Below are 14,803 nucleotides of genomic sequence, written 5' to 3'. Positions count from 1 at the left end.
ATTTATTTCTCAGGGCAAGGTGAAATTCCTTACTGGTGGTAACTATAACTTTATAGAAGTCCACGAGCGCTTTATATTTTTATAAAGGTCAAGCAGATTTGGTGAAAATCCAAAACCAACAGTTAAAGTCTGGATGAAAGAGAATATAAAAAGTTTTACTACTGTCAAACTAATTAGGTTTGTATTACTTAAATATATCAGCCCTGATTCAATAAGTTAAATTCAATAAAAGGATTAGCTAATGAATCAAAAAATCTTAAATTGGGATTTTAAAACAAATATTCAAAATGCTATAAAAGCGCTTCAAAATGGAAAAGGTGTTGTAGTAACTGACGATAAAAATAGAGAGAATGAAGCAGATTTAATATTTTGTGCAAATACTATCACAGAAGAACAGATGGCCACATTAATTAGAGAATGCAGTGGTATTGTTTGTTTATGTTTAACTTCACAAAAAGTTGAAGAATTGCAATTACCAATGATGGTAAAAGCAAATAATTCAAAATTTCAAACTCCTTTTACTATTACAATAGAAGCAAAAGAAGATGTTACTACTGGTGTTAGTGCAAAAGATAGAATTACCACAATTAAAGCAGCTATTAAAGATGATGGAATAAATCACATAGTTTCACCTGGTCATATTTTTCCACTAAAAGCAAGAGATGGTGGAGTATTAGAGAGACAAGGACATACTGAAGCTAGTATTGATTTAATGAAATTAGCAAAGCTTGAACCAGTTGCAGTTTTATGTGAACTCACAAACCCTGATGGAACAATGGCAAAAGATGAAGATATAACAAATTTTGCAAAAAAATTTGATATGCCATTATTGAGTGTAGAAGATATTATAAATTATAGAAGATATATTGAATAGTCATTAATAATCATTTTCAAAGAGAAAATAAAGTATCATTTTGACTAGTACATTATAGGAGGATTTATGAGGACGTTTGAAAACTTCTTAGGTAGAGTTTTAAGTGACAATCTTGGGAAACTTATATTAAGACTAACCCTTGGTATTTTAATGCTTTTTCATGGTTATAATAAATATGTAACAGGAATTAATGGTATTCAAGGTTTAGTATCAAAAAATGGATTCCCTGAATTTTTGGCATATGGTGTTTATGTTGGTGAAATTATTGTACCTATACTTATAATCATTGGTTTATATACAAGAATTAGTAGCTTTATTTTTGCTTTTACTATGGGATTTGCAATTTATTTAGCACATTCATCTCATATATTTGATTTAGGCAGATCTGGTGGTCTAGTAATAGAAACTCCTTTATTATTTATGTTAGGAGCAATTGCTTTAATGTGCTTAGGTGCAGGAAGATATAGTGTAGACCAGAAATAAAGAAGAGAACCTATTCTCTTCTTTTATTTAAAAATTAAATAGTTAAAACTATAGTAATACTATCTCTAAATTTTCTATTAATTCTCTTAAAATAATAGGTTCACTCTTATAATCATTTGATGAAAATACTATACTACTATTTTTTTCTTTTATTTTAACATTCTCAAATTTATCTAAAACTTTTTCTTGTTTGTCTAGGTTAATAGAAATAAATTTATCTATTTTAAATTTGCCACCATTACAACTTTTAAAATCTTCTTTTAGTTTTAAGTGCCAAGGATTAATATCAAAATGATATTTAACTAAAAACATTGTAGGAAACACATTATCCTCTTCTATAGTTATAGTTGTATAATTTTTTGTTTCTTCTGCAATTTTATATTTTAGATTTTGTTCTTGAAGAGTAGTAAGAGCTTCTTCAATTTCTCCATCAATTCTAAAGGCTATTCCACTAAATCCTTTATATGATTTATTTTCTTTTCCAAACCTTTTTTTAAAATCTATAAATTCAAAGTTTATATCTCCAAAATTTATTCCCATGCTTTTATAGTTTTCTGTTTCTATTAAATCCCAAGCAATAGGCAAGTTCATTTTTTCTATCAAAGCATTTACTGTCTCTTTAGGATTTGAAGATTCAATCATAATATGGTCAACTTTATACATACTAATCCTTTTAAAATAACTAATATAATTGTAATTACAATTATATTTAATTATTTTTATTATTCAAAATTTTATTGCATGTTTTGTTTAAATTGGAATAAATCATTGGCTGAAATTTTAATTCTAAATAAAATTTTTCTTTATCACAAATTTCAAATCCTAAGGATTCATAAGCTTTTATGGCATATAAAGAGGCATTTACTTCCATATTATTTGTATCAATATTTTCACAAACACAATTCCACAATTTCCTTGCAATACCTTGTTTATGAAAGTTTTTATCAACAAATAAATGAAATAGATGATTTTTGTTTTTAATTGATATAAAACCAACTAATTTTTGATCTTTTATATAAAGATAATGGATGAAATTTTTACTATTTATTCTCTCTTTAAAACTTTTAACTGATAGCTCATTTTTAAACCATTTTGGCATCTTTTCATCAAATAAGTATGCTTCTAAACTACTTGAAAGCCTACTTAGACTTAAAGCATCTTCTATTTTGGCTTCTTTTATATATTCGTTTTCACTTATTTTAATAAATATTGACATTCTAACTTTCTAAAGTCATTTTTAAAAAGCCTGTAAAACCCGCATTATCTTTTGTTAGTGTTTTACTAGCTTCTTTTTTCAAACTATTTAAGAACTTTTTATATTCTTTATAAAACTCATATGTGGGCGTTGGTTTATAAATAATATTTTCAACTTCAAAATATTTTAAAATATTTTTTGTAGTTGTTGGTTTAATAAAATACTCTTTCTTTCTATAAAAGTAATAAGGGATAAGGGTTATTATAGTCCACTTAGCTAATCTATATTTTGATAAAATTTCAACCATAGTCTCTATTGCATTTTTTTTACTACCATATAAAAAATCATAAATAGATATAGAAAGCATATCTTTTTCATACATACCCATTTGGTTTATTGCATCCCTTAATTTAGGTTTTTCAAATAGTGAGATTAAAGGAGATTTTGAAATAATTTTTAAAAAGTTATTACATATAATATCTGGATTTGAAAAATTATTCTTTTCAAATAAAGTTCTCACCTCTTCTTCAAATTTTTCAGATTTAAATCGTTTTATAATTTTTAAAATCTCTTCATCATTGAAACCTTTAGGATAACTTTCTAAAAACTCAGCTTCTAAATCTTTTAGCTTTTCAATATTTTTGTTCACACTAAACACCTAAATTTTTTATTTTTTATTTTAATAATTTTTATATTATAAACAAATAAGCTTACTTTCTTAATAAAAAATATGTAGCTGTAGAGGAGATTAAGCAGCCTAATACAACGTAAATATTACTAATCTCTTTATCATAAAAAAGATTCATTATTAAAACTATTACTGGATTTATATAAACATAAGCCATCACTTTATTTGGTCCAATTATAATAGTGGCTTTTTGATATAAAAAAACAGTAAAAAGTGTAGCTGCTATACTTAAATATAAGATATAATAAAAATATTCACCCTTTAATTTATCCCATTCTAATGGGATATCTAAAAATAATAATGTCAATGTCATCCAAAAGATACCACCTAGTAATGTTGTAAAAGTCAAAACAAGTGGAATATCATCATTTGTTGAAAAATATTTAACACTAATTGAGTATAAAGCCATTGATATAATTGCTATAAAAAATAGTGTATCACCTTTATTTAGGCTAAATTCTATAAATAACTGTAAATCACCGTTAAAAATAACTATTGAAGTACCAAAGATACCTATAATATAAACAAATATTTTTTTTATAGATAATTTTTGTTTAAATGCAAAAATAGAGATAATAGCAGTTAATAAAGGAACTAAAGTAAAAAGTGTTGCAGTATTTAAAGCAGTTGTATCCTCTAAAGCTTTAAACAACAAAATAAAATATAAAGAATAAAAAAGACTTATTTTTAAGCCCTTTGAAAAACTTTTTTTAACATTAATTCTAAATTTTGTTTTTAAAAGAATAAAAGGTGCTAATACAATAACTGCTATAACAAACCTACAAAGAGTTAAAGATATTGGATCAATAACTCCTGATAGTTTTCCTGAAACAATAAAAGATAAAGCTATTAGAAATGTTGCAACAAAAACTAATAAATGTGCTTGTAAATTTATATTCATTTTATTTTATAAAGGTTTTGATGTGTCATAACACAATTCATAATATTGATTATTGTTAAATTCAAACTCTTTTACAACTTCTAAACCTAATTTTCTAGTGTGTGCTTCATAAGACCTAGGGTTTATTTTATTTATAAATGTAACAAGTATTGGATACTTCTTTGACATCTCTTCTCTTGCAAAATCAAATATCTTTTCTAATACTCCACTACTTCTTACACTTTTATCAACACAAACGGGACCATATTGATATGAATTATCTACTGTTAAAGTTATTCCTTTAAATTTTACATTTGATAAATCTTTTATCATATGAACAAACATAGGCCATGCAGACCAAAATTTCCAAGATGCTGCCATAACATAAGCTACTATCTCTCCATCTTTTATTGCGACGAATAAACCTTGTTCATCTTCTATTAGAGCTGTTAACTGCTCTTTTGTAAACGCTGTAGTAATAAATCCATCTTTTTTATCATCTTCATTTATTGTATCTACTTGATATCTTGCATGAAGTTTTAAAATTTGTTCTATATCTTCTAATTTTGCTAATCTACATTCAATCATCTATACTCCTTCATCTGTGTAATTGTTTCTTTATCTAAATCAAAACCTCTATTTTCAAGATATTCTAAAATCATATTGAATCTATCTTTAGGCAAGTTTTGACCTAGTTTTAATTTACCCTCAATATTTTTTATTTTTAATTTAAATACTTCAGTCGCATTTATCATATTTAAATATATTTTATCATCTAATGGAATATATTTCCCTTCAGGTTGTAACTTTTTCATCAACAAGGATAATGCTTTTACTTTTTCTTCATACTCATCAACAAATACAATCTCTCCATCACAAATGACAGATTTAAAAAAGTGTGTTGCTGGACAAGCTAAATTATCTTTACTACTAAAATAAGACTGAATAAGAGAAAATGGTTCAACAACAGAAAATGAAGCTAAATTATTATCACTCATAAAATCTTTTTTCTTACCTTTTTTAGCCCCATGAAAATATATAGTATCTTCTGCATATACAAAATTTATTGGTAAACTATATGGAATATTGTTTTTAGATAAAGCAAGAGTTCCGTATTCAACATCTTCTAATAATTTTACAATTATATTTTTATCTTTTATTCTTACTTGAGCTTTCATTTTAACTCCTTATTTTGTTATTTTAAAAAAGATGTGTTAGTATAACACTAAATTGTACTTCTCACAAGATACAAATTATAAAAATTTTATAGGGACAGTTTATGTATAAAATAGATCAAAATATAGAAAAACCAATTTATATTCAACTATATGAAGCAATAAAAGATGACATAAAAAACAATCTAAAAGCAGGTGAAAAACTTCCTTCAATAAGAAAAATGACTTTAGAATATAAAATTAGCAAAAATACTGTCCAAACTGCTTATAATCAACTATATGCTGAGGGTTATATTGAAAGTATTCCACAAAGTGGATATTTTGTTAGTGAAGATTTATATGAAAACTTTAAAAAAGAAGATAATGAAATATTAAACAATAACTTGTGTGAAGATATAATCAAATATGATTTTTATCCAGCATGCCTGAGTGATGATACTTTTCCTAAAAAAACGTGGTTAAGACTCTATAACAAAATATTAAAGAGTGATTTAAATATGGGTATATACCATGATAGACAGGGTGATTTTGAATTAAGAGAAGAGATTTCTAAATATTTAGCAAAGTCAAGAGATGTTAACTGTAATATTGAAAATATTGTATTAACAAGTGGTTTTGCTGATTCTATGTTTTTAATCTCAACAATTTTGAAAAAAGATATAAAAAGTATAGCTTTTGAAACACCAAGTTATAGGGTTGCAAGAAAAGTTTTTGAACAACACAATTTTAAAATAGAAGAGATACCAGTAGGTAAATATGGTATAAATTTAAATAGTTTAAAGAAATCAAAAGCAAACTTACTCTACCTAACTCCTTCACATCAATACTTTTTTGGAATAACTACTCCTATTGCAAAGAGAATTGAAATTATAAACTGGGCAAAAGAAAACAACTCTTATATAGTTGAAGATGACTATGATAGTGAACTTAGTTACAACAATAGACCAATTCCAGCTATGCAAGGGATAAACAATAACCAGCAAGTAATCTATACAGGTACATTCTCAAAATCCCTTTCACCCTCAATTAGAATTGCATATTTAGTTTTACCAAATAAATTACTTGAAAGATATAAAAAAGAGTTTGATTATCCTTTCTCTAATATTCCTATAGATATACAAAAAACCTTAGCACTATTTATGAAAGAGGGATTTTGGGATAGACACTTAAGAAAAGTAAGAACTCAAAATAAAAAGAAACATGATATTTTAAAAACGAAGATAACTAGTTTATTAAAAAATGATGTAGAAATCTTAAGAGATGGAAGTGGATTAAATATATTGATAAAACCTTTAGTAAATATTGATTTAAATAGATTCCAAAATGAATGCAAAAAAGAGTATCTAAAAATATACACAAGACAACTAACACAAAATGAACAAGTAATATCAATGGGATTTGGTGGTTTAAAAGAAAATCAGATCAATGAAGCAATGGATATATTTAAGAAAATTTGGGATATTTGTAAATTTAATTAAAATCTTTGATAAAAACTTGCTTTTTTTATTTTTTTCAGGTAGACTGCGTTTACTTAAAGAAAATTAGTACTTATACATTGTTAGCTTTTTTATTAACACTACAAATTAATACATTACTCTCAAAATATTAAATCTGGTCAACTTTACTAAAACTTCATAAATGAAGAGATTATTTAAAAGGATTTCTATGTCAAATAGATACAACGGAACTGTAAAATGGTTCAATAGCGAAAAAGGTTTTGGATTTATCCAATTAGAAGATGGAACTAAAGATATTTTTGTTCATTATAGAGAAATTAATCATACAGGATATGGAAAAGTATCTCTAGATGAGAATCAAAAAGTTAGTTTTGTAATTGGAAATAATGCAAAAGGTGACTTTGCACAAAATGTAGAAGTTATCTAAAACTTTTTACTTATCATAAAAAAATATATAAAGTTCAATAAATTATACAATATAATTTATTGATTTTATATCTACTCTATTTTATTAAAATTCAATTCTTAAACACAACAAACTCCGACTATTCAATAGTTTAATATATCAAACAAAAAAAGGAAAAGAATGTATATTCTAACAAACAAATATAAATATAAAGTGTTTCAAAGGCTTATAGTAGCAGAGGAAACTTTTGAAATTGCGTGCTCAAAATCTGGGCTTAGTGAAATACAAGCAAAAAAATTTTTAAATAAAAATTCATTCTAATACAAATTTATTTATCTCTACTTCTTTTATAAACCATACTTTCGCAAATATATTTTTTATAAATTGCATATCATGACTAACAAATATAAGAGTATTTTTATAATCTTTTAATGCTCTTTCTAAAGTTACAATTGAATCGATGTCCATATGATTTGTTGGTTCATCTAAAATTATCAGGCTTATATCATCTAATAAAGCTTTTGCTATAAAAAGTTTTTTTATTTCTCCTGGGCTTGAAGTTGCTGTATCTAATAAATTTTTTGGATTTGAAGATAATCTTTGAACTAAGGTAAAAAGCCTACCTTTCTTTTCATTATTCAAACTATTTAATTCATTAAAAAATTTATTAATTTGATTTTTATTTATCTCTTGGGGTAGATATAAGTACTTATGCTTTTCTGGTAAATTTGAAATAATATATTTTAAAAAAGTACTTTTACCTACTCCATTATCCCCTACTATTGCAATTTTATCATTATGATTTATTGAAAGATTTGGATAATAGAGTATTTTTTCATTTGAGAGTTTTACCTTTCCTTCTTCCAAACATAAATTAAACTTCTTTGAATTGTTTGATTTTTCATTTATTACAATTCCTTTATCATACTCTTTTGATAAATAATTCTTTTTTGAATTTGTTTCACTTAATTTCTTAGTAAAAGTATTTACTAATCTTGAATTGTATTTATCTTTTCCTGTTAGTTTTGCTAAATTTATTTTTTCTTTCAAACTTTTATCTTTTGAATTAATACTTTTTTTTGATAAACGCTCTTTTGATTCTAAAACTTTTTGTTTTTGTATAGTTATATTTTTTTCTAGTTTTTTTATTTGCGTATTAATATTTTTATTTTGTTTTTGTAAATACATTTCATACTCTTTTAACTCTTTTATAGCTGTGTTAAAAGAACTTTTATAACTATAAACCTTTTTATCTTTTATTATTACTGTATTTTTACATAAGATATTTAACACTTCTCTATCATGGCTTACTATAATACCAATTCCAGAAAAACTTTTTAAAGCCTTTAACACAATATTTTTATTAGAAATATCTAAATGATTTGTTGGTTCATCCAATAAAAGAATATCAGGTGTATGAAAAAGTGCTATTGCAATTTGAATCCTCTTTCTTTCTCCAAAGCTAAGTGTATTCCACCTATAAAACCATTCATCTTCTATTTTTAATAGTTGTTTTAATCTAAATGTATTAGTATTGTATGTATAAATAAACTCATCAAAACCTTTTGGCTTCTTTTCTAATGTTTGTGCACAATAATAGACCAAATCATTTCCGCTAATTGTTCCACTTTGTACTTTTTCATCTTTTGAAATAAGTTTTAAAAGAGTTGTTTTACCTGAACCATTTACTCCCACAATACCTGTCCATAAAGGAGAAAAGTTTAATGAAATATCAAAAAAGATAGTTGTATTTGAATATTTAAATGTTAATTTATTTATTTGTAGTTGTTTCATAAAATTCCTTGATTTTGTAACATTTGAATCAAGGATAAGATTAGATTTTACCCTTGAATTAGAGTAAAATATTCATATTTTTTGCCTTTTAAGTATAATAATGATTATATGATTTATTCTCTTAAATCAAAGTTTTAAAATTTATATTGCATCTACAATCTTATTTCTCCCCGTATTTTTTGCTTCATATAAAGCACTATCTGCATTTTTATATAATTGTTCTTGTGTTTTTATATCACTTGTTAAATAACTTATTCCAAAACTTGCTGTAGTTTTTATTTCATTTTTCTCATATTTTAATCTATTGTTTTCAATAATTTTTCTAAATCTTTCTATTGCATCTTTTACTGAATTTATATTTCCATACGTAAAAATTACACAAAACTCTTCTCCACCAATTCTTCCTACAAAATCAGTTTCTCTAAAATTTTCCTTTGCAAGTTTTGAAACTGTTTGTAAAACTTTGTCTCCAGCATCATGTCCATAAGTATCATTAACCTTTTTAAAAAAGTCTATATCAAAAATACACATTGCTAAAAACCCATTATTACGTTTTGATAAATTGAAGAAATAATTTATTTTTTCATCCATAAAACGTCTATTATAAAGTTTTGTCAAAGGATCAATATTGGCTAATTTTTTAAGTTTTTTATTCATATTTGATATATTTTTTAGATGTTTACCACTCTCATGCGTAAATGTACCAAACATCAAAATTGCTGTCAAAAATATTAATAAAGTGCTAAAATATGGTATTACTTCAATATATTTCCCCACTGAAATAATAGGAGAATATAATACAAACCAAATTTCAAGAAAAATCCATAAAGGTATTCCCAAAAAAGTAAATATCCATTTTTTATTACCTATTTCATCTCTGAAAAATATTAATGACATCCCCACACCAGGAACTAAATAGTATTGAAAATTAAACTCTTTTCCAAAAAGTACAGCTAAAGAACAAATCGATATATATGCTAATGATAAAAAAGCAATTCTAGAAGCTATATATTTTTTTTTATAATTTAAATAATATGGGATAAACATAATAAAACTGATAATTAAAAGAATAATAGATAAATTATATGTTTTATTTAAAAGTAAATCAAGAAATATCATACTTAATATAAAAATAAAATTTACTAAAGAGATAATATTTACAAGTTTAATTTTGCCTGATAACCAATGGTCAGTATCATCAGTTATACCAATTTCGGTAATTGTTTTAATAATTTGTTTCATTAATTAAAGCCTAAAATGTATTTAATCAGTATTCTATGCTATTTATTCTCATAATTAAATTAAGATTTTTTATAAAAATAATTTAATTCATTTATTGTTTTAGTTTAAGATGACTATTTTAATCTTCATAAAACATCCATTTGAGTAAAATATTTTTGCTATTTTATATTTACAAAGGTTATTTATGCTTTCAAAAAATATTCATTATATTATTGCATTTTTACTTGTTTCTTTATCTATTTTACTAACAATTTTAGTTCCAGGTGGTCCAATAGAAACAAGAGACTTCTCTCACTATAGTGAAACAACTCTAACTTTATTTAATATTTTTCTTACTGCATTAGGACTGTTAAGCTTTGTTGTTGCTTTTTTAATTATTAAGAAAAAGAGATATTCTGTTGTAATGAGTACTCTTTTTGCACTTCTTTATATTTTTGTATATATTCTTGATTTATTTAAAATTTTTCCAACAAGTCCTATAGCTATGTCAACAACATTATTTTCAATAGAATTTATCAGTACTTTAATAGGTCTTATTCTAATATATTTATGTATAAGATTTAATGATATTAAAGCTGAAAATAATGAAAAAGTAAGTATCAAAGTAACTTTTTATAAAATTATTTCTCTTTTAATAGTTTTATTATTTGCAATAGGAATTGTAATTTTTGCAACAAAATCTGCAATGGGAGAATGAATTAAATAGTAACAAAATATTTTATTTTAACAATTCATATGGTTCAATATTAAAAATCTTTGCGATTCTATAAATATGTCCTATATTAAAATGTTTACCATATCTGCAATTCTCACAATTTGAATAAAATGCAACTGAGTTAATACCTATATCTAAGGCAATATCCAATTGATTTAAATTTTTGTCTAATCTTCTTTTTTTGATATTTTTTGATGAAATATATCAATCTCTAACTGAGATGAATTAGTAAAAATATTCATTTTTATTTATTCCTATAAAAATAATTAATTAAAAAATTCCTATTATATACTTAGAGTTTCTTTTTATCTTTATCCTATAGGATAAATTTAATTACTAAAAGATAATTTATCCCATAGGATATAGATTATGATTTAAACATAAGAGTAAAATAATAATTAATAACTACATAATATAATATTAAAGATACTTATGAATAAAATATATACTATCTCCTCTGGCACTTTGCTTAATAGTGAACATAACTTGTTAACAACAGAATAGCATGTATACTAATATATTAATTAAAATAAATGAAAATATTAAATTATTCAATATTAATAATACTTTGCAGAATATATTATCTTTTCCTACTCCTCTTTTAAAAAACATAAAATTTCTATTAAAAATGATTGGTTTACTGCCCAATATATTATTGGTTATAAAAATCAATTATCATATATATTTTTACATATTTTGGCTTCACTAATAAATGTTTTGAAACATAATTCAATATCTAAATATATGATAATCCAGACTCAAAAAAACAAAAATAAACCAATAATTATGATTAATAGTACTAGTGGTTACAAGTCTATATTTATCGAAAAATATTACAAAGGAGAAACTACAATAACAAATAACAAATAACAAATAATAAATTTAAAGAAAAAGTTTGAATGGAATAGAGTTTTGTATTTATTTAAATAGTATTGCATAACATAATCAAAATTATTTAATTTAAGTTCTAATAATAAATATATGAATAAAGAAGGAGAAAAAATATGTTTAAAAATATGACAATAAAAATGAAGTTAGTCTCTTCATTTACTTTGATAGTTGGTCTAATTATCTGCTTGGCAGGATATAGTATATATTCAATTAATAAAGCAGGTGATGGATTTAATTCATACCGAGAGATGGCAAAAGATACTGTTCTTGCTTCTCGTGTTCAAGCAAATATGTTAGAGACAAGAATTAGTGCTATTAAGTATTTAGGTTCAGCTACACAAAAAAATATAGATAAGTTCGAAGATTCTTACAAAAAAACAGAAAAATTTATTAATATAGCAAAAAAAGAGATTCAAAATCCAACTCGTGCTCCAAAAGTATTGGAAATAGATAAAGATTTAAAAGAATACAAAGATAGTTTTTATGAAATAGTAAAATATACAAAAAATAAAGATAAAATATTAAATACCATATTAAATGTAGATGGTAAAAAAATTGAAACTATTTTATCTTCTGTTTTTAAAGCTACAAAAAATGAAAAAGATCATGAAACTTCTTATCTCACAGGTACAGCAATTAAAAGCTTATTATTAGCACGACTTTATACAATGAAGTTTTTAGGTACAGAGTCTAAAGATGACTACGATAGAGTAGAAAGTGAATTTAATATTTTGTCTAAAAACTTAACTGCACTAAAAAGCACTATAAAAAACACTAATAGAATAAGTAAACTTGATGAATCAATTGATTTGATACAAAAATATACGAAAGCAGTAACAGATATATATGATAACACGATTAAAAGAAGAGAAGTAGTCGATGGAAAAACAGACGTTATTGGTCCCAAAATTGCAAATTTAAGTGAAGAGGTTAAATTATCAATTAAAGCAGATCAAGATTTAATTGGACCAGCTGTTAAGAAATTAAATTCAAATATAAAATCATTAATTACAATAATATCTATAATAATATTAGCTTTAATAATTTTCTTAGCAATAGTATTGCCAAGAAATATAACTACTTTGTTAAATACTTTCCAAACAGGATTAATGGACTTCTTTAAATACTTAAATCGAGAGATACCAGAAGTAGAATTAATAAAAATTGACTCAACAGATGAATTTGGAAATATGGCAAAAGTAGTAAATGAGAATATAGAAAAAACGAAAAAAGGTATAGAAGAAGATAGAAGATTAATAGATGAAACTATTGCTGTATTAGGAGAGTTTGAACAAGGTGATTTAGTACAAAGATTAGATTTAAATGTCTCAAATCCAGCTTTAATGCAACTAAAAGATGTACTAAATAAGATGGCAGATAATCTAGAAAATAATATTAACAATGTCTTAGAGATTGTAGAAGAATACTCTTCATATAATTATTTAAATAAAATATCTACAAAAAACTTAAAAAAACATCTTTTAAAATTAGCCTCTGGAGTAAATACTTTAGGTGATTCAATAACAGAAATGTTAATAGAAAATAAATCAAATGGATTAACACTAGAGAATAGTTCAAATAGTTTACTAAATAACGTAGATAAACTAAATCAAAGTTCCAATGAAGCAGCAAGCTCATTAGAAGAAACAGCAGCAGCATTAGAAGAGATAACAGGTAATATTAGAAGTAATACAGAGAATATAGCAAAAATGTCTCAACTATCAACTGGAGTAAGTACATCAGCAAACAAAGGTGAAAAACTAGCTAATGATACCACAGTAGCTATGGAAGATATCAATTTACAAGTTACTGCAATAAAAGAAGCTATAACGGTAATAGACCAAATAGCTTTCCAAACAAATATCCTAAGCTTAAATGCAGCAGTAGAAGCAGCAACTGCAGGCGAAGCAGGAAAAGGATTTGCTGTGGTTGCAGGGGAAGTACGAAATCTAGCTTCAAGAAGTGCAGAAGCAGCAAGTGAGATAAAATCATTAGTTGAAAATGCAACAAGTAAAGCAAATGATGGAAAAGATATAGCTGGAGAGATGATAAAAGGATATAAAATGTTAAATGAAGATATCCTAAAAACAACAAATCTAATCTCCGATATTGAAAATGCTTCGAAAGAACAACTTACAGGAATAGAACAAATCAATGATGCAGTAAATCAATTAGATCAGCAAACACAAGAGAATGCTATGATAGCATCTGAGACCCAAGATATAGCAAGCTTAACAGATCAAATATCTAAATTTATAGTAAATGATGCAAACACCAAAGAGTTTAAAGGAAAAGATACTGTCATATCTAAAAATAATAATAAAAAAGAAAAAGTTGACATGCCAACCAAAGAAGAAAATAAAGAGGAATCAAAATCTGAAATAAAAAAAGAAGTTATTAAAGCAAAAAAAGATAGCGATGAGTGGGAGAGTTTTTAAATATGTAATTCAAAATTCTTAAATTGTGATAGAATAATTTCTATCACAATTAAATTTAATTGAATGGGTTAAAGAATAGTATTGATTTTTCAGCTGCTATTTTTAATCTTCTACTCTTTGCATATTAAAATTTACTAACTCAACATTAGTTCTTTTAACTATGTTCTTTTTTACTTCTTTAAAACCAAACTTCTCAAAAAATGGTTTTGCAGTGATACTTGCATCAACTTTTAAAAAAGTTTGTTCCTTCTGTTTTGCTATTTTCAAAATATTATTTATAAGCATTTTTCCTACACCTTTTCCTTGATATTCATGGTGTACATAAAAACAATCAATATAATTGTCATAAAACTCTGTAAATCCAACTAATTTATCATCTGCTATTGCTAAGTATGGTTTTGTTTTATTTAATCTTTCTTCCCAAGCTTTATAATCAATATTAGGATTTGCCCAAGCTTTTAATTGCTCTTTTGTATAATCTTTAATACAAACTTTGTGAATAGTATTTGTAAAAAGCTCTACTATTTGTTTACAATATTTTTTATTATAATTTATTATCTGCATA

The 14,803-nt window shown here is 24.6% G+C and carries 16 protein-coding genes and 1 riboswitch; of the genes, 7 read left to right on the top strand and 9 right to left on the bottom strand.

Annotation, left to right across the window (positions count from 1 at the left end; translation table 11 throughout):
• Position 1 precedes the first annotated feature (1 nt).
• Positions 2-149, top strand: a riboswitch (FMN riboswitch).
• A 92-nt stretch (positions 150-241) separates the two neighbouring features.
• Together ribB and ACKU4C_RS06070 are read left to right on the top strand one after the other, a co-directional pair.
• The gene (ribB, locus tag ACKU4C_RS06075; protein WP_321315321.1) at positions 242-874 is read left to right on the top strand and encodes a 3,4-dihydroxy-2-butanone-4-phosphate synthase; all 633 of its coding nucleotides are present in this window, start codon (positions 242-244) and stop codon (positions 872-874) included.
• Between the two features lie 66 nt (positions 875-940).
• The gene (locus ACKU4C_RS06070; protein ID WP_321315319.1) at positions 941-1,357 is read left to right on the top strand and encodes a DoxX family protein; all 417 of its coding nucleotides are present in this window, start codon (positions 941-943) and stop codon (positions 1,355-1,357) included.
• 48 nt (positions 1,358-1,405) lie between these two features.
• Here ACKU4C_RS06070 and ACKU4C_RS06065 read toward each other — a convergent pair whose 3' ends face one another.
• From ACKU4C_RS06065 to ACKU4C_RS06040, 6 genes are all read right to left on the bottom strand, one after another.
• Positions 1,406-2,020: a hypothetical protein gene (locus ACKU4C_RS06065; RefSeq protein WP_321315317.1), complete on the bottom strand. Its 615-nt coding sequence runs from the start codon at positions 2,018-2,020 to the stop codon at positions 1,406-1,408.
• Positions 2,021-2,066: 46 nt separating this feature from the next.
• Complete coding sequence (locus tag ACKU4C_RS06060) at positions 2,067-2,573, bottom strand: GNAT family N-acetyltransferase (RefSeq protein WP_321315315.1); 507 nt, start codon at positions 2,571-2,573, stop codon at positions 2,067-2,069.
• A 1-nt stretch (position 2,574) separates the two neighbouring features.
• Positions 2,575-3,201 carry a hypothetical protein gene (locus tag ACKU4C_RS06055; protein WP_321315312.1) on the bottom strand — a complete coding sequence of 209 codons (627 nt, stop codon included), beginning with the start codon at positions 3,199-3,201 and terminating at the stop codon, positions 2,575-2,577.
• A gap of 61 nt (positions 3,202-3,262) precedes the next feature.
• Complete coding sequence (locus tag ACKU4C_RS06050; RefSeq protein ID WP_321315310.1) at positions 3,263-4,141, bottom strand: DMT family transporter; 879 nt, start codon at positions 4,139-4,141, stop codon at positions 3,263-3,265.
• Positions 4,142-4,147: 6 nt separating this feature from the next.
• The gene (locus tag ACKU4C_RS06045; protein ID WP_321315308.1) at positions 4,148-4,708 is read right to left on the bottom strand and encodes a GNAT family acetyltransferase; all 561 of its coding nucleotides are present in this window, start codon (positions 4,706-4,708) and stop codon (positions 4,148-4,150) included.
• Positions 4,705-5,298 carry a pyridoxamine 5'-phosphate oxidase family protein gene (locus ACKU4C_RS06040; RefSeq protein ID WP_321315307.1) on the bottom strand — a complete coding sequence of 198 codons (594 nt, stop codon included), beginning with the start codon at positions 5,296-5,298 and terminating at the stop codon, positions 4,705-4,707. The genes ACKU4C_RS06045 and ACKU4C_RS06040 overlap by 4 nt, the downstream gene beginning before the upstream one ends.
• A gap of 101 nt (positions 5,299-5,399) precedes the next feature.
• Here ACKU4C_RS06040 and ACKU4C_RS06035 point away from each other — a divergent pair, with 101 nt between their 5' ends.
• The 3 genes from ACKU4C_RS06035 to ACKU4C_RS06025 all read left to right on the top strand — a co-directional run bounded on the left by ACKU4C_RS06035 (position 5,400) and on the right by ACKU4C_RS06025 (position 7,479).
• Positions 5,400-6,773: a PLP-dependent aminotransferase family protein gene (locus ACKU4C_RS06035; protein WP_321315305.1), complete on the top strand. Its 1,374-nt coding sequence runs from the start codon at positions 5,400-5,402 to the stop codon at positions 6,771-6,773.
• A gap of 187 nt (positions 6,774-6,960) precedes the next feature.
• A complete protein-coding gene (locus ACKU4C_RS06030) occupies positions 6,961-7,179 on the top strand; it encodes a cold-shock protein (RefSeq protein WP_321315304.1) in 219 nt (72 codons plus the stop codon).
• A 159-nt stretch (positions 7,180-7,338) separates the two neighbouring features.
• Positions 7,339-7,479, top strand: coding sequence for a hypothetical protein (locus tag ACKU4C_RS06025; protein WP_321315302.1), 141 nt, complete (start codon positions 7,339-7,341; stop codon positions 7,477-7,479).
• Here the strand turns inward: ACKU4C_RS06025 and ACKU4C_RS06020 are convergent.
• Positions 7,471-8,952, bottom strand: coding sequence for an ATP-binding cassette domain-containing protein (locus tag ACKU4C_RS06020; RefSeq protein ID WP_321315301.1), 1,482 nt, complete (start codon positions 8,950-8,952; stop codon positions 7,471-7,473). The two genes, ACKU4C_RS06025 and ACKU4C_RS06020, sit on opposite strands and share 9 nt — an antisense overlap.
• 141 nt (positions 8,953-9,093) lie before the next feature.
• Positions 9,094-10,194, bottom strand: a complete 1,101-nt coding sequence (locus ACKU4C_RS06015) for a GGDEF domain-containing protein (protein WP_321315299.1) — start codon at positions 10,192-10,194, stop codon at positions 9,094-9,096.
• 184 nt (positions 10,195-10,378) lie between these two features.
• Here ACKU4C_RS06015 and ACKU4C_RS06010 point away from each other — a divergent pair, with 184 nt between their 5' ends.
• Together ACKU4C_RS06010 and ACKU4C_RS06005 are read left to right on the top strand one after the other, a co-directional pair.
• Positions 10,379-10,891 (top strand): hypothetical protein, encoded by a 513-nt coding sequence (locus ACKU4C_RS06010; RefSeq protein WP_321315297.1) that lies wholly within the window; start codon positions 10,379-10,381, stop codon positions 10,889-10,891.
• 1,022 nt (positions 10,892-11,913) lie between these two features.
• Positions 11,914-14,238, top strand: a complete 2,325-nt coding sequence (locus tag ACKU4C_RS06005; protein ID WP_321315296.1) for a methyl-accepting chemotaxis protein — start codon at positions 11,914-11,916, stop codon at positions 14,236-14,238.
• 102 nt (positions 14,239-14,340) lie between these two features.
• Here the strand turns inward: ACKU4C_RS06005 and ACKU4C_RS06000 are convergent, their stop codons facing one another.
• Positions 14,341-14,802: a GNAT family N-acetyltransferase gene (locus ACKU4C_RS06000; protein ID WP_321315295.1), complete on the bottom strand. Its 462-nt coding sequence runs from the start codon at positions 14,800-14,802 to the stop codon at positions 14,341-14,343.
• Position 14,803: the final 1 nt, after the last annotated feature.

Source organism: Halarcobacter sp. (assembly GCF_963676935.1).
In the GTDB taxonomy this organism is placed as follows: domain Bacteria; phylum Campylobacterota; class Campylobacteria; order Campylobacterales; family Arcobacteraceae; genus Halarcobacter.
Note: the sequence above shows the minus strand (reverse complement) of the source record. Positions and strands in the feature narration are given on the sequence as shown.